Source organism: Keratinibaculum paraultunense (assembly GCF_016767175.1).
Classification (GTDB): Bacteria; Bacillota; Clostridia; order Tissierellales; family Tepidimicrobiaceae; genus Keratinibaculum; species Keratinibaculum paraultunense.
Map to the genome: position 1 here is coordinate 1957277 of NZ_CP068564.1, position 15384 is coordinate 1972660.

General features: G+C 31.4%; 17 protein-coding genes, 1 tRNA gene and 1 other annotated feature. Of the genes, 1 reads left to right on the forward strand and 17 read right to left on the reverse strand.

Going from position 1 to position 15384, the window contains the following annotated elements:
- Positions 1 to 82: 82 nt before the first annotated feature.
- The 17 genes from nusG to JL105_RS09655 all read right to left on the reverse strand — a co-directional run bounded on the left by nusG (position 83) and on the right by JL105_RS09655 (position 14746).
- On the reverse strand, positions 83 to 634 hold the full coding sequence (gene nusG, locus JL105_RS09575; protein WP_132029640.1) for a transcription termination/antitermination protein NusG: 552 nt from the start codon (positions 632 to 634) through the stop codon (positions 83 to 85).
- A gap of 38 nt (positions 635 to 672) precedes the next feature.
- Positions 673 to 879, reverse strand: a complete 207-nt coding sequence (secE, locus tag JL105_RS09580; RefSeq protein WP_132029638.1) for a preprotein translocase subunit SecE — start codon at positions 877 to 879, stop codon at positions 673 to 675.
- A 29-nt stretch (positions 880 to 908) separates the two neighbouring features.
- Positions 909 to 1058, reverse strand: coding sequence for a 50S ribosomal protein L33 (gene rpmG, locus JL105_RS09585; protein ID WP_132029636.1), 150 nt, complete (start codon positions 1056 to 1058; stop codon positions 909 to 911).
- Between the two features lie 253 nt (positions 1059 to 1311).
- Entirely contained in the window at positions 1312 to 2505 is a 1194-nt protein-coding gene (gene tuf, locus JL105_RS09590) for an elongation factor Tu (protein WP_202690503.1), read from the reverse strand.
- 105 nt (positions 2506 to 2610) lie between these two features.
- Positions 2611 to 2686, reverse strand: a tRNA-Thr gene (locus JL105_RS09595).
- Between the two features lie 58 nt (positions 2687 to 2744).
- On the reverse strand, positions 2745 to 3392 hold the full coding sequence (gene sigH, locus JL105_RS09600; protein ID WP_202690504.1) for an RNA polymerase sporulation sigma factor SigH: 648 nt from the start codon (positions 3390 to 3392) through the stop codon (positions 2745 to 2747).
- Between the two features lie 79 nt (positions 3393 to 3471).
- Positions 3472 to 4005 (reverse strand): NYN domain-containing protein, encoded by a 534-nt coding sequence (locus JL105_RS09605; RefSeq protein WP_132028474.1) that lies wholly within the window; start codon positions 4003 to 4005, stop codon positions 3472 to 3474.
- Positions 3980 to 4732, reverse strand: coding sequence for a 23S rRNA (guanosine(2251)-2'-O)-methyltransferase RlmB (gene rlmB, locus JL105_RS09610; RefSeq protein WP_132028472.1), 753 nt, complete (start codon positions 4730 to 4732; stop codon positions 3980 to 3982). The genes JL105_RS09605 and rlmB overlap by 26 nt, the downstream gene beginning before the upstream one ends.
- A 33-nt stretch (positions 4733 to 4765) precedes the next feature.
- Positions 4766 to 5524, reverse strand: a complete 759-nt coding sequence (gene thyX / locus JL105_RS09615; RefSeq protein WP_132028469.1) for an FAD-dependent thymidylate synthase — start codon at positions 5522 to 5524, stop codon at positions 4766 to 4768.
- Positions 5525 to 5539: 15 nt separating this feature from the next.
- Positions 5540 to 6937, reverse strand: a complete 1398-nt coding sequence (cysS, locus tag JL105_RS09620; protein WP_132028466.1) for a cysteine--tRNA ligase — start codon at positions 6935 to 6937, stop codon at positions 5540 to 5542.
- A 219-nt stretch (positions 6938 to 7156) separates the two neighbouring features.
- Complete coding sequence (gene gltX, locus JL105_RS09625; protein WP_132028463.1) at positions 7157 to 8644, reverse strand: glutamate--tRNA ligase; 1488 nt, start codon at positions 8642 to 8644, stop codon at positions 7157 to 7159.
- A gap of 46 nt (positions 8645 to 8690) precedes the next feature.
- The gene (locus JL105_RS09630) at positions 8691 to 9548 is read right to left on the reverse strand and encodes a DUF1002 domain-containing protein (RefSeq protein ID WP_132028460.1); all 858 of its coding nucleotides are present in this window, start codon (positions 9546 to 9548) and stop codon (positions 8691 to 8693) included.
- Positions 9549 to 9667: 119 nt separating this feature from the next.
- Entirely contained in the window at positions 9668 to 11392 is a 1725-nt protein-coding gene (locus JL105_RS09635; RefSeq protein ID WP_132028457.1) for a proline--tRNA ligase, read from the reverse strand.
- 81 nt (positions 11393 to 11473) lie between these two features.
- Positions 11474 to 11685, reverse strand: a binding site (T-box leader).
- Between the two features lie 85 nt (positions 11686 to 11770).
- Positions 11771 to 12244: a 2-C-methyl-D-erythritol 2,4-cyclodiphosphate synthase gene (gene ispF / locus JL105_RS09640; protein ID WP_132028454.1), complete on the reverse strand. Its 474-nt coding sequence runs from the start codon at positions 12242 to 12244 to the stop codon at positions 11771 to 11773.
- 9 nt (positions 12245 to 12253) lie between these two features.
- Positions 12254 to 12994 (reverse strand): 2-C-methyl-D-erythritol 4-phosphate cytidylyltransferase, encoded by a 741-nt coding sequence (gene ispD / locus JL105_RS09645; protein WP_132028451.1) that lies wholly within the window; start codon positions 12992 to 12994, stop codon positions 12254 to 12256.
- A gap of 101 nt (positions 12995 to 13095) precedes the next feature.
- The gene (locus JL105_RS09650) at positions 13096 to 14190 is read right to left on the reverse strand and encodes a PIN/TRAM domain-containing protein (protein WP_132028448.1); all 1095 of its coding nucleotides are present in this window, start codon (positions 14188 to 14190) and stop codon (positions 13096 to 13098) included.
- Between the two features lie 73 nt (positions 14191 to 14263).
- A complete protein-coding gene (locus tag JL105_RS09655; protein ID WP_132028445.1) occupies positions 14264 to 14746 on the reverse strand; it encodes a CarD family transcriptional regulator in 483 nt (160 codons plus the stop codon).
- A gap of 215 nt (positions 14747 to 14961) precedes the next feature.
- On the opposite strand from JL105_RS09655, the gene JL105_RS09660 reads away from it, so the two are divergent.
- On the forward strand, positions 14962 to 15384 hold the full coding sequence (locus tag JL105_RS09660; RefSeq protein WP_202690505.1) for a nucleoside triphosphate pyrophosphohydrolase family protein: 423 nt from the start codon (positions 14962 to 14964) through the stop codon (positions 15382 to 15384).

Genomic DNA, 15384 nt, shown 5'->3' on the forward strand with positions numbered 1-15384 from the left:
TAATTCCACCTCCTCAATTCCTCTCTATATGTGGTTTTAAATTAAATCTATATAAAAAGCTTATTAGCTTTTATAAGCAATACTATAACCTCTCTATCTGATCAAAATCCAATTCTACAAGGGTTTCTCTGCCAAACATGGATATATAAACTTTAATCTTTTTCTTTTCCAAATTAATGCTATCAACAGTTCCCATGAAATTTTCAAAAGGTCCTGTTATTACTTTAACAGAATCTCCTTCTTTTAAGTCTATAGATGGTAATGTTACATCTTGTACTCCTAAAGCTCTTACTTCTTCATCTGATAATGGCACTGGCTTAGAACCTGGACCTACAAAACCTGTAACTCCTCTTGTGTTTCTTACAAGATACCAGGATACATCATTTATTATCATTTTTATAAGAACATATCCAGGGAAAAGTTTTCTTTCTTTAATCTTTTTATTACTACTTTTTGTATCTATATATTCTTCAGTAGGCACTACTACTTCAAATATGTCATCAATCATTCCCCTGTTTTCAACCATTTTTTCAATGGTAGCTTTTACTTTATTTTCATAACCAGAGTAGGTGTGAACCACATACCATTTAGCCTTTTTTTCCCGCTCTGCTCTACTTTCATTATTATCCACCATATATTATTGGACCTTTAATGGTCCTTCCCTCCTTCTTGCTACTTAATAATCAATGATAATATTCGATGTATCCCTAAATCTAATACCCATACTATTAAACTTACAATAACACTGATTAAAACCACTACAACCGTATAGTTTATCAGTTCCTTCCTGCTTGGCCAAATAACTTTTTTCATTTCAGCTTTAACACCTTTAAAATAAGTGCTTATTTTCCCTTTTTTTGCACCAGTTTGAGCTGACATAAACTCACATCCTTACTTATTTATTCTTACTACTTAGTTTCTTTATGAACAGTGTGGGTTTTGCAAAACTTACAATACTTCCTAATCTCTAATCTCTCTGTATTGTTCCTTTTATTCTTAGTTGTAGTATAATTTCTTTGCTTACAATCGGTACAGGCTAATATAATCCTATCCCTCATTTGCTACACCTCCTACGCTAAATATAAATTATATAAAAACTTGAATTTTCGTCAGGCATAAATATACTAATATAAACTATATTACTTAATATAAACTATCACAAATTAAAAATTATGTCAATAAAAAAATCCTTCTAGCTTCCTTATCTTTTTTATAATTTTATCCAGATATTAAGAATAATACCAATAAAATTAACTTACTAAAACCTTAAAAAAGACCAAGCCAAAAGACCTGGTCTTTATTTATCCTACATTACTCAATTATCTTAGTAACAACTCCAGCACCTACAGTTCTTCCACCTTCACGAATAGCAAATCTTAATCCTTCTTCCAATGCTATTGGAGTTATTAGTTCTATGGTAAATTTAGCATTGTCTCCTGGCATTACCATCTCTACGCCTTCTTGTAGTCTTATTTCTCCTGTTACATCTGTAGTTCTAAAGTAAAATTGTGGTCTATATCCATCAAAGAATGGAGTATGTCTTCCACCTTCTTCTTTTGTTAGTACGTATACTTCTGCTTCAAATTTTGTATGGGGAGTTATGCTTCCTGGTTTTGCTAGTACTTGACCTCTTTCTATTTCGTCTCTTTGTACGCCTCTTAACAATGCTCCTATATTATCTCCTGCTTGTGCTTCATCTAGTATCTTCCTAAACATTTCTATTCCTGTTACTACTACTTCTCTTGGTTCGTCTCTTAATCCAACTATTTCTACACTGTCTCCTGTCTTTATTACTCCTCTTTCTACTCTACCTGTTGCTACTGTTCCTCTTCCTGTTATACTAAATACGTCTTCTACTGGCATTAAAAATGGTTTGTCTATTTCTCTTTCTGGTTCTGGTATGTCTCTATCTACTGCTTCCATTAGTTCCATTATCTTGTCTCCCCATGGACCTTCTGGGTCTTCTATAGCTTTTAGTGCTGAACCTACTATTACACTCGTATTATCTCCATCAAATCCATATTCGCTTAGTAGTTCTCTTACTTCCATTTCTACTAGTTCAATTAATTCTTCATCGTCTACCATGTCTGCTTTGTTTAAAAATACTACTATATTTGGTACACCTACTTGCCTTGCTAATAATATATGCTCTCTTGTTTGGGGCATCGCTCCGTCTGCTGCTGATACTACAAGAATTGCTCCGTCCATTTGTGCTGCTCCTGTAATCATATTCTTTACATAGTCAGCATGCCCTGGACAGTCTACGTGGGCATAGTGACGATTTTCTGTTTCATATTCTACGTGAGATGTAGATATAGTTATTCCTCTTTCCCTTTCTTCTGGAGCTTTGTCTATATTGTCATAACTCATTACTTGCCCTGCCCCTAGTCTTTTGTTTAATACTGTTGTTATTGCTGCTGTTAATGTAGTTTTACCATGGTCTACGTGACCTATTGTACCTATATTTACATGAGGTTTAGTTCTTTCAAATTTTTCTTTAGCCATTTTCTATTCCTCCTTAATTATTTTTTCGTAAATCAAATTTTCCCATAGTAATTTATAAAACTGATTATAAGAAAACTGCCCCTGGTGTTTCTATATTGTTAATTTTGGAGCCCATGACCGGACTCGAACCGGTGACCTCTTGCTTACCATGCAAGTGCTCTACCTGCTGAGCTACATGGGCATCTTGTATCCACTGTAACATATTTTACTACCAACATATTTTATTGTCAATAGCCAAATTAATTTTCTCTTAATTCAAGGTACCTCTCTAATTTCCGTTTTACTCTTTGTAAAGCATTATCAATACTTTTAACATGCCTATTCAATTCATCGGCAATCTCTTGATATGTTTTCCCTTCTAGGTATGCCATAAGTACATCCCATTCTAAATCACTTAATAGTTCAACCATCTGATTTTCCATAAAACACAATTCTTCACTACTAATTACCAACTCCTCTGGATCAGTAACTTTCGTTCCTGATATTACATCTAATAAAGTCCTATCAGATTCCTCGTCATATATAGGCTTATTCAAAGATATGTAAGAATTTAATGGTATATGTTTTTGTCTTGTAGCCGTTTTAATTGCAGTAATTATCTGTCTTGTTATACAAAGTTCTGCAAAAGCTTTAAAAGAAGTTAGCTTGTCCTTATCATAATCACGAATAGCTTTATAAAGACCAATCATTCCTTCTTGAATAATATCTTCATTATCTGCTCCTATTAAAAAATAAGATCTGGATTTTAATTTGACAAAACTTTTATATTTTGACATTAAATAGTCTAATGCTAAGGGATCTCCAGTTTTAGCTCTTTCTACTACATCTTCATCTTTCATATCATCATAGATAGACATATCTAAATCTTTGTACAACCCTAATCCCACCACATATCCCCTCCAGTATTTGATAAAAGATATTGCCATAATTAACTAAATTATAGTTAATTATAAAGGAATAGTCAAGCTATTCCTTTTTTTTAATCAACTTGTTAAGTTTTTCTATTGTTTCTTCATCTAATTTTCCCAATAAAATATCATTTTTTTCATTCTCTATCTTCCTTTTTTGTCTTATCATTCTCTTATACCCCTTTATTTCCAACTCCAATTCTCTAGCGGATATCCGAGTACCCCCTCTGCCTAATACTATCTGTTGTTCCATCCAATCAGAAGTAGCAACTCTAATTTTTTCTATTCTCCCTAAATCATCCAATACCTTTTCTATATATTGATCTGCTGTCTCGTACTCTTTAGTGTAAACAACTTCTACTTCTTTCACAATTTCTCTTTTCCCACTGTTTCCTTTTACCATATGAGCGTCAAATACTATTATTGTTTTGATCCCAGAATAATGCTGATATTCAGACATTATATCTATTAACTCTTCCCTTGCCACCTCTAAACTTATATTGCTCAACTCCCGTAAGTTTTCCCAGGAATTGATTATGTTATAGCCATCAACAAATAAATATTCCTTAGGTTTTCTGTCTTTTCCTGCCACGATTTTGTCTTACCACTTCATATATAAGTATTGAGGCGGCATTAGAAGCGTTTAATGATGCAATATCTCCAAACATGGGGATTTTTAATAAAAAATCACATTTTTCCTTAACCAATCTAGATATACCTTTACCTTCACTACCTATTACCAATGCTATAGGTCCTGTTAATTCTACATTATAATAATCTTCTCCTTCTACATCAGCACCATATATCCAAAGATCTTTCTTTTTTAAATATTCTATTGTATCAGATATATTATTAACCTTTGCAATTAACATATGCTCCACTGCACCTGCTGAACTTTTGTAAACTCCTTCTGTAACTTGAGCAGCTCTTCTGTTAGGAATTATAACTCCATGCACTCCAGCACATTCAGCAGTACGAACTATAGCTCCTAGATTATGAGGATCTTCTATTCCATCAAGTATTAATATAAAAGGAGACTGGCTTGATTTTTTAGCTTTTTGCAATATTTCATCCACAGAAGAATATACATAAGGAGCAATCAAAGCAGCTACTCCTTGATGGACGCTTCCTTTGGATATATTATCTAGTTTAGATTTGTCTACCTGTTGTATCGGTATGCCCCTATCTTTAGCTATACCTATAATTTTATTTATGGAACCTTTTAATTCTCCTTTTAATACAAATATCCTCTCTATTTCTTTTCCTGTTTTTAATACTTCCAATACAGGATTTCTTCCAACTATATATTGCTCCTTCATGATAGATTCCTACTTTCTATATATGTTTAACTTTTATATATTAGCAAACCTCTCTCTAACTTCCAGTATTTTCCCACAAGTCATATTGCCTTCAGGACAAGCTCCTTTTAAACATGCAGGACCTGCATGTTTAAACAAAATAGGATATACTCCCTTGACTAATTTTAACATTTCCATTGCCATATTCCTTATTTCCCATTGTGCTCGATTGCATGTACGAAGTCTAAAGAAATTTAATAGGGAACGGGCATTCATTGTGAACACTATTTTAGTTTCACAAGCATTGGGAAACACATATCGGGCATCTTCTATAGCCAACTTTTCCGCTTTTCGTTTAGCTTCTTTTTGTCCTACTCCTTGTTTTATAAAATCGTTGTAATATTTATTAAACAATATATCTGTTAATCTATTATAATATTGTTGATCTTTTTCCATAGCTTCTATAAATATTTTTTTTGCTTGTTCATTTTCTGCAATAGATGGAGGTATTATATATTCAAATTGTTCTAGTCTTACATATCTTTGAGATTGTTGTGAATAACTGGCTATTCTGTGTCTAACTAGTTGGTGCGTTAATGTTCTAGATACCCCTTCTACTCCAAAGGTAAAACTTACATGCTCCATGGGGGATTCATGCCCTAAATCCATTAACATATCTAAAAATTTTTCTATGCTTTTGCCCTCTAAATTATCCTCTATCTCTCCAATTCCCACAGAGGAATAGCACAATTTAGCTGCCGAAGCAACTAATTTTTCTCCTTCTTGAGTATATCTTAATAATTCTACTTTCAAGCCTTTACCCCCTTTCTATATTCTTTTCCATTTTACCCCTTCAGGAGTATCCTCTAATAAGATACCTTTTTTCTTTAATTGATCTCTTATACTATCAGCCAATTCATAATTTTTATCCTTTCTTGCCTGAGTTCTTTTTTCTATTAACTTTATTATATCTTCTTCTAAAATTTCATCCTCTTTTGATAATATTCCCAGTACATTTGATAGTTCCATTAATGTATCATAAGTATATTGTATCACATGTTTAGGAGTTCTTTCATTAAATTTAGTATTAGAATATTTTACTATGTCAAATAAGCTAGCTATGGCATCTGCAGTATTTAAGTCATCCTCCATACTTTCTATAAAATTAGCTTTATATATATTTATCTGCTTAAGTATAACTTCATCTTCTTCCTTTAATTCTCTATCTGTTCCTTTTTCCAACAAATATTCTAAGTTCTTCTTACCATTATATAGCCTTTCTAAAGCATTCTCTAATTGTTCCATCACTTCTCTACTAAAATTGATTGGATTTCTATAATGAGCAGATATTAAAAAGAAACGAAGTACCTCCAAATCAAATTCCTTTTTTATATCCCTAACTGTAAAAAAATTACCTAAGGACTTGCTCATCTTTTGATTTTCTATCGTGAGCATTCCATTATGAAGCCAGTAGTTTGCAAAAGGTTTCCCCGTTAAGGTTTCTGATTGGGCAATTTCATTTTCATGGTGAGGAAATTGAAGATCTTCTCCACCAGCATGAATATCTATAGTATCCCCTAATAAAACTTTAGCCATTACAGAACACTCTATATGCCAACCAGGTCTTCCCTTGCCCCAAGGACTATCCCACCAAGGTTCTCCTTCTTTAGCTTTTTTCCATAATACAAAATCTAGTGGATTTCTTTTCTCATCATTTACTGCTATTCGAGCTCCTGATATTAATTCGTCAATATTCTTTTTAGATAACTTTCCATAGTCCTTTGCACTATTTATATTAAAATATACATTGCCATCTACATTATAAGCTGCACCTTTTTCAATTAAACCTTCAATAAACTTAATTATATGGTCTATAAATTCTGTAGCTCTAGGATGAATTGTATTTTCTTCATATAGATTTAATCCCTTTGCATCTTCTAAAAAAGCTTCAATATATTTATCAGCTATCTCTCTCGTTGATGTCCCTTCTTTATTAGCTCTATTTATAATCTTATCATCTATATCGGTAAAATTTACCACATATTTCACATTATATCCTTTGTATATAAAATATCGCCTCAAGGTGTCAAATACTACCAAAGGACGTGCATTACCTACATGAATATAATCATATACGGTAGGTCCACATACATACATAGTTACTTTGCCCTCTTTAATTGGTATAAATTCTTCTTTTTTTCTAGTTAAAGTATTATATAGTTTCACTCTAAATCCTCCTCTCTTTGGAACAATAGGGACAGTCCTTACTGTCCCATTTTTTTAAAAGCCGCCTCCAATTCAAGAGACGGCAAATCTATAACTTATTTACTATTAAAAAACTATTTTTCGCTTCACTACATGTAACGCCGTAATTTATATTATTAATTTATTTTAGTATTAAATAAACCTCATATTAACATAATGTTAAATTAACTTAAAATTAATCTAACCTTTTAAGTAGTGCTCCTTTGTATAGGATATTCGATCTAGTATCCCTTGTTTCCCCAAAAGATACAAAATATTTACAAGCTCTGGTCCATGAGTATTCCCTGTTAAAGCAATTCTTACAGGCATAAACAAATTTTTCCCCTTTATACCTGTTTTCTTCTGTATCTTTTTCATAAATCCTCGAGCATACTCTTCATCTAATTCATCTATTGTAGCTAATTCTTCTTCAATAGCATTTAGAAGGGTTGGTACTTGTTCCTGCCTTAATACTTCTAATGCTTCATCACTTTCCAATTGAACTTCATCTTTAAAAAATATATCAACTTTATCTACTATTTCTGCTACAGTTGCCACTCCTTCCCTTACTGTATCAACTAAAATTTTAAGCCAGTCAAAATTTTCTTCTGCAAATTTTTCATCTATATAACCTGCTTCTATTAAATAAGGAATAGCTAGCTTTGTTAATTTATCCAAATCATATCTTCTTATATGATGAGCATTTACCCAATCTAATTTATCTTTATCAAATATACCTCCTGTTTTGGCTACCCTATCAAAAGAAAATTCCTTTATCAATCCTTCCATATCAAATATTTCTTCATTACTTTCTGGGCTCCAGCCTACTAAAGCCAAATAATTTACTAATCCTTCTGGTAAATATCCTTTAGCTCTAAAGTCCTCTACTGCAACATCCCCGTGACGTTTACTTAGTTTCTTTCTATCCTTATTAAGAACTGTAGGCAAATGAACATAAGTAGGTTTTTCCCATCCAAATACTTCATATAAATATACATGTTTTGGAGTTGATGGCAACCATTCTTCCCCTCTTATTATATGGGTAATCTTCATAAGATGATCATCTACTACTACAGCTAAATGGTAAGTAGGATATCCATCTGATTTTAACAATACTTGATCATCCATATCGTCAGTATTTATAACTATATCCCCTCTTACCAAATCATGAAATTGTATATCCTTGTTATGAGGCAATTTCAATCGAACTACATACTCTTCCCCATTTGCTATTCTTTTTTTTGCTTCCTCAATGCTTAAGTTTCTACAAAATCCGTCATATTTAGGAATTAATCCTTTTATCTTTTGTTCTTCTCGAACTTTATCCAATCTCTCTTTGGAACAAAAACAATAATAAGCATGCCCTTTTTCTATTAATTCATCTACATATTTTTTATATATATCCAATCTTTCTGATTGAATATAAGGACCATAAGGGCCTCTCTGAACTATTTTCCCATCTTCTAAAAATACACCTTCATCATATTCAATACCCGCCCAATTTAGAGCTTCTATTAGATTTTCAATAGCTCCTTCTACATATCTAGTTCTGTCAGTATCTTCAATTCTTAATACAAATTTACCATTATTATGCCTTGCAAATAAATAATTATATAAAGCAGTCCTAAGTCCACCTATATGAAGATAACCTGTAGGACTTGGTGCAAATCTAACTCTAACTTCTTCCAAATCTATAACCTCCCCTTGTTTGATTGTTTCTATATTATAAATTATATTATCCAAATAATCGATTAAAAAATCCAACTATTGCATCTAATATTCTTTCTAAAAAGGACCTAATTTCTATATTTTGCTCTAAAACCTCATCTATTTTACCTGATAAATCTTTAAGCTGTTCTTTTATTTCATCAATATCTAAGTCCAATTTAGATATTCTTTTCATTAAAGATACTATTTCATCTATTTGTTCTTCTGTTAGTTCTATTCCTAGCTCCTCCGCTATTTCCTCTGTAACTTCCTTTATAGATCTTTTGCTTTTTATATTGTTATTTATTATATATATCTTTATACTGCTTATTAAATCTTCAGCTTTCTCTCGACCTATTTCATTACCTAACTTAGCAGTTTTAGCTATTTCTTCACTAGCTACCTTTTTTTCTATTTCTGTAATTTCTTTCCCTGTCAAATCTTCAAAAGCTTTAAGAATTCCTGTTAGTGCTGCAGTTCCTGATACTGGGAAAGGACTAGATACTTTGATTTTTGCATCCTTGACTCCTGCTGTTACTAATGCATTCCTATACATATCATTAGTAACCCAAGTAATATTATTGGACTCTACAGATATACCTTCCCCTTCTGGAAGTTTTTCTACATATACACAAGATATAGCTCTAGTACCAATAATCTTTTCATCAATATATTCTCCTAAATATTCCCTTTCTTCTTCATTTGTAACTTCTATTATTTTTACACTTTCATCTACACCAAATTGGTCTAACATTTGTTTTCGCTGTTCTTGAGTTAAATCCTTTCCTAAACTTACAACTATCTGATGGGTCTCTGCATCTGCAAATGCTATACTAGAAATAATCAAAATGCTTATCAAAATTATAGATATTATCCTAGTCTTCATTAATATCCCCCCCCTATTTTTTTAATGCTTCTTTAGATAGAATACCTTATAAATTTAAATAATACAAGCTAATATCTAAAAATGATGTTAGATAAATAAAGGACTAGAGTACTAGCCCTTTATAACTTTAATCCTTCTTTTTTAAATTGCTCTTCTATTTTACTCATAACATCTTCTGCTAATATATTTTCATTTCTCCCATCTTTCCTCAAGGAATATTCTACTACATTTTCATTGGCTCTTTTACCTACTGTTATCCTAATGGGTATCCCAATTAAATCCCTGTCATTAAATTTAACTCCTGCTCTTTCATTTCTATCATCCAATAGTACTTCCAATCCCCTTTTAGTCAATTGATCATATAATTTTTCTCCTAATTCCCTTTGCTCTTGGTTTTTAACATTTATGATGGTAATTATAACATGATAAGGGGCCACTACCAATGGCCATATGATACCATTTTCATCATGGTACTGCTCAACTATAGCTGCCATAGTTCTAGATACTCCTACTCCATAGGAACCCATTACAATTGGTTTTTCTTTACCACTTTCATCTAAATAAGTAGCTTTTAAACTTTCACTATACTTAGTGCCTAGTTGAAATATATTTCCTACTTCAATCCCTCTATCCAATAGTATGGATTTGCCACATTTAGGACATATATCCCCTTCAGCTATCAAAAGCAAGTCCTCCACTACTTCTCCAGTAAAATCCCTACCATAATTAACATTTATTAAATGATAATTGGTTTCATTTCCTCCTACTACTATATTCTTCATCTGGGTAATTCTAGAATCTACCAATATCTTTACATTTTCTTTTAAACCTATTGGTCCAGTAAATCCCTTGTCTGCTCCAGTAATTTTCTTTATGGTTTCCTCATCTGCCAATTCCAATTCATGTTCTGGAACCTTTAGATAGTTGCATAATTTAGTTTCATTTAGCTCCCTGTTTCCTGGAATAATTGCTATTACCGGTTCACCAGAAACTTTATACACTAGTGCCTTCCCAAATTTATTATCATCTATATTGAAAAACTCTACCAAATCATCAATAGTGGTAACATCAGGAGTATATACCTTTTCTATCTCCTTCATCTCTTCATCTGTTTTCTCCACATGGTATACCACTTTAGCTTTTTCATCAGTTGCAGCATAATCACAATTATTACAATAAGCTACTAAACTTTCACCAACTTCTGACATAGCCATAAATTCATGGGATTGATTGCCTCCCATAGCACCTGAATCTCCTTCTACCACCTTATATTTTATTTTTAACCTAGTAAATATCTTATCATAAGCTTCCCACATCTGTTTATAAGACTTTTTCATTCCTTCTATATCCCTATCAAAACTATAAGCATCTTTCATAATAAATTCCCTTGCCCTTATAAGACCAAATCGTGGTCTTTTTTCATCTCTATACTTAGTTTGAATTTGATATAGGTTTAAAGGCAATTGCTTGTAAGATTTTATTTCATCTCTTATAACAAATGTAAAATATTCTTCATGGGTTGGTCCTAGACAAAATTCTCTCATATGTCTATCTTTAAGTTTAAACATCTCTGGCCCATAATTTCCCCATCTTCCACTAGCTTCCCAAAGTTCCTTTGGCTGAATAGCTGACATTAATAATTCTTGGGAACCAGCATTATCCATTTCTTCTCTTACTATATTTTCAATTTTTCTAATCACCCTATATCCAAGGGGAAGATAGGAATATATACCAGATACTAATTTACGTATCATTCCTCCCCTTACCAATAATTGATGACTAGGAATTTCCGCTTCTGAAGGTGCTTCCCTTAAAGTTGGCATATATAGTTTCGACATTCTCATATAATATTCTCCTCCTCATTTTTAATTACAACAGTATTGTTTTTTTAAAATTTAAATAAAAAAACCTTTCATCTCCATTAATATAGAGACGAAAGGTAAGTTTTCGCGGTACCACTCTAATAGGCTTAAATACATGCCCACTCGAAGTCTTAACGGGACTAACGTTTAAGCCTACTAAATTCAGCTTAAATGCTCTAGAAGGGGTTCAATATTAAGAAGGTCAGAAATCTTCCACCAAATGATTTCCTCTCTTTAGACCATTAATATCTACTATTTTCTATCTAAGCATATTCATAATGAACTTGTAAATCCTTCGTTCATACAGTATATCATAAGTGAAATTCAAGTACAAGTTAAAAATTATTCTTTCTCTAATTTTTATTTTTCAAATAATAAGCACACGCTATAAGCAGAGATACCTTCTTCTCTTCCTTCAAAACCTAATTGTTCTGTTGTAGTAGCTTTTATATTTATATTTTTAGAGGATATATTTAAAATTTCAGAAATATTGTTTTTCATTGCTTCTATATAAGATTCCATCTTAGGTTTTTGAGCTACTATTACACAATCTATATTTCCAACTTTGTACTTAGATTTTAAAAGAATTTCATAAACCTTCTCTAATAATACTATGCTTGAAATATCTTTATATGCATCATCAGTATCTGGAAAATGTTTTCCTATGTCCCCTTGTCCTAAAGCTCCTAATATACTATCCATAATGGCATGAATCAATACATCTGCATCAGAATGACCTAAAAGTCCTTTTTCATAAGGGATATCCACTCCCCCTATGATTAGTTTCCTGTCCTTAACTAATTTATGAACATCATATCCTATTCCTATTCTCATCTTTTATCTCTATCTCCCTTGAAACGCAAACTCTATTCTATTAAATATAGTGCTTCTATCCTTTAATAAAGATTCGGCTATTATAAGATCTTCAGGGGTGGTTATTTTTATATTCTCATAACTACCCATTATCATCTTCACTTCTATGCCTAATCTTTCTACTAAACCAGCATCATCAGTACCCATAAATCCACCTTCTATAGCCTTTTTATAACCTTCCATTATTATAGGCTTTTTAAAACACTGAGGTGTCTGAGCTGCCCACAACAAATCTCTATTAGGAGTATTTGTTACATTGCCTTTGTTCCCTACTACCTTTATAGTATCCTTAACAGGCACTCCTACCACACAAGCACCATGCTCAAAAGTAGCCTTTATACTGTCTATAATATTTTCGATCTTTACAAAGGGTCTTGCACCATCATGAGATAAAACTATATCACATTTCTCATCAAGAGCTAATAAACCATTATATACTGAGTCTTGTCTTTCTTTTCCGCCTCTAACTATTTTAGTTACTTTATTAAAATTATATCTTCTTACTATTTCTTCCCTACAATATTCAATTTCATCTTCCCTAGCTACTACTATTATTTCATCTACATATTTACATTTTTCAAATTTTTCTATAGTATGAGCAAGTATAGGCTTATTATCTACAAATATAAACTGTTTATTTATATTGCTTCCCATTCTATTACTCATTCCAGCTGCTGCAATTATAGCTGAAATATATTGATTTCTATACATTGAATTCACCTCTTGTTTATTATAGCATATAAAAATAAATTATAAAATTTTTTTATAATACACAAAAACACACAAAAATATTAGGGTCAAATTACTTGACCCTAAACTGCTCTATCCGCCATAGTCTTTGGCTTTGCAAAAATCATTCTTCCAGCTGAAGTTTGTAATACACTAGTTACTAAAACATCTATAGTTTCACCAATATGTTTTTTCCCACTTTCAACAACTATCATAGTCCCATCATCTAAATAAGCTAATCCTTGACCAGACTCTTTACCATCTTTTATTACTTGCACTACCATTTCCTCACCAGGCAACACTATAGGTTTAACTGCATTAGCTAATTCATTGATATTCAACACTTCTATGCCTTGAACTTCTGCCACTTTATTTAAATTATAATCATTAGTAATTATTTTCCCCTTAAGCATTTGAGTAAGCTTCAATAATTTTGTATCCACTTCTTTTTCTTCTTCAAATTTTTTATCATGAATTATAACCTCAATGTCTAATTCTTTTTGAATTTTATTTAATATATCTAATCCTCTTCTTCCTCTATTCCTTTTAAGTGCATCAGATGAATCTGCAATATGCTGTAATTCTTCTAAAACAAATTCTGGTATTATCAATGGTCCTTCTATAAATCCAGTTCTGCATATATCGGCAATTCTGCCATCAATTATTACACTAGTATCCAATATTTTAGGACAAGATCTATAATTAGTTTTTACTCTATCTTTATTATTTTTTTTGAAATTCCCAATAGCATTAGTAAAATCCTCTTTTTTTCTAGTAGGAACTTTTATTCCAAGATAACCAAATATTGCATAAAGAAAAATTGATATTATGACTCCTAGATACGGAATGCCCAAATTATAAAATGGTTGACTTAAAAGATAAGCAATAATCAACCCAACTATTAATCCAATAGATCCCAATGCAATTTCATAAGCTGGCATTTTCTGAAGCTCTGCTTCAAAAAATTGAATAGATTTTCTACCACCTTTTATAAATTTTGGAGCCAATAAGAAAAAAATAATTCCAAATGTTATGCCCACAACTGCATAGATTACTAAACTTATCCAACCCTTACTTGGTAAATTTAATATTCCTAAAGCTTTAAATCCAGTAACTATACCTATTCCAATTAGCAAACCTATTAAACTAATTGCTCCTCTTAATATTTTATCAATCATCAGTTCACCTCCTATACTATATTTATTACCATAAAAATAAATAATATAACCAAAAAAATAATATTATTTTTATTTATTCAAAATTAACTGCTTCATCAATTATTCTTTCAGTTTCTTCTGGATCATAATCAGAGGCTAATACGATTTCGCTTATTAGCATTTGTTTAGCACTATTTAACATTTTTCTTTCTCCCGTTGAAAGTCCTTTTTCTGCATCTCTAATCATTAAATTCCTTACTACAGCCGCAATTTCAAATATATCTCCAGTTTTAATTCTTTCCATGTTGAGTCTATAACGTCTATTCCAATTTTGAGGCATTTTAGATTGATCTCCTTTAAGAATTTCCAACACTTTTTCCATATCTTCGTCATCTATTACTTCTCTAATACCAATTTCTTCTACATTATCTACGGGAATCATAACCTTCATATCTCCAATTGGCATTTTCATTATATAGTATTTTCTCTTTTCTCCTAATATTTCTTTTTCCTCAATTCCTTCTATTATCCCAGCACCATGCATAGGATAAACCACCTTATCTCCAATATTAAACATATTACAACCTCCTATCCATACTACTGTCTATTATATACATTATACAATAATATGTATAGATTGTAAAGAATATATTCTACCACAATAAGATTTACTTTGTCAACTATTTCTTAAATTTTTTCCAAAAAATATATCTTTAGAAATATTTGACAAATGCTTGTCCCTATCAGTATAATAAAATTAGAATCAATAATCATGTGACAGGGGTGGACTAAATGAATTTAAAGGAAAATATGATTAATATTAAAAATGAATTAAGTATGAATGAGTTTCAAAATCAAGTAGAAGATGTACTTATTAGGCATAAAAGCATCTTGGATATAATTACAAAGCTAGAGGAGTATACTGCAAGAATTAATAGAGCTGTGATCAAATCTGCCACTTCCTGTGGTTGTATTAAGATTACTGCAAAAAAACAAAACTACAATTTAGATTCTTTAGAAGAAATTAAAAATAATCTAGAAAGCCATGTAGAAGGTGAGCTGTGTCCTGGATGCAAAGAGATATTGGAAGAAGAAATAGGTGCATACCTATTTTATTTGGCAGCATTATGCAATACATTTGATGTAGATATTTCTGATGCTATATTAAAAGAATATAATAATATAAAAACTCTGGGCATCTTCAGCCTTAAATAG

What these genes read in the sequence shown, in the direction of transcription:
- nusG (WP_132029640.1), bottom strand. Translation starts at nt 634, where the DNA reads ATGGTGGATAATAATGAAAGTAGAGCAGAGCGGGAAAAAAAGGCTAAA.
- secE (WP_132029638.1), bottom strand. Translation starts at nt 879, where the DNA reads ATGTCAGCTCAAACTGGTGCAAAAAAAGGGAAAATAAGCACTTATTTT.
- rpmG (WP_132029636.1), bottom strand. Translation starts at nt 1,058, where the DNA reads ATGAGGGATAGGATTATATTAGCCTGTACCGATTGTAAGCAAAGAAAT.
- tuf (WP_202690503.1), bottom strand. Translation starts at nt 2,505, where the DNA reads ATGGCTAAAGAAAAATTTGAAAGAACTAAACCTCATGTAAATATAGGT.
- rlmB (WP_132028472.1), bottom strand. Translation starts at nt 4,732, where the DNA reads ATGAAGGAGCAATATATAGTTGGAAGAAATCCTGTATTGGAAGTATTA.
- JL105_RS09630 (WP_132028460.1), bottom strand. Translation starts at nt 9,548, where the DNA reads ATGAAGACTAGGATAATATCTATAATTTTGATAAGCATTTTGATTATT.
- JL105_RS09635 (WP_132028457.1), bottom strand. Translation starts at nt 11,392, where the DNA reads ATGAGAATGTCGAAACTATATATGCCAACTTTAAGGGAAGCACCTTCA.
- ispF (WP_132028454.1), bottom strand. Translation starts at nt 12,244, where the DNA reads ATGAGAATAGGAATAGGATATGATGTTCATAAATTAGTTAAGGACAGG.
- ispD (WP_132028451.1), bottom strand. Translation starts at nt 12,994, where the DNA reads ATGTATAGAAATCAATATATTTCAGCTATAATTGCAGCAGCTGGAATG.
- JL105_RS09650 (WP_132028448.1), bottom strand. Translation starts at nt 14,190, where the DNA reads ATGATTGATAAAATATTAAGAGGAGCAATTAGTTTAATAGGTTTGCTA.
- JL105_RS09655 (WP_132028445.1), bottom strand. Translation starts at nt 14,746, where the DNA reads ATGTTTAATATTGGAGATAAGGTGGTTTATCCTATGCATGGTGCTGGG.
- JL105_RS09660 (WP_202690505.1), top strand. Translation starts at nt 14,962, where the DNA reads ATGAATTTAAAGGAAAATATGATTAATATTAAAAATGAATTAAGTATG.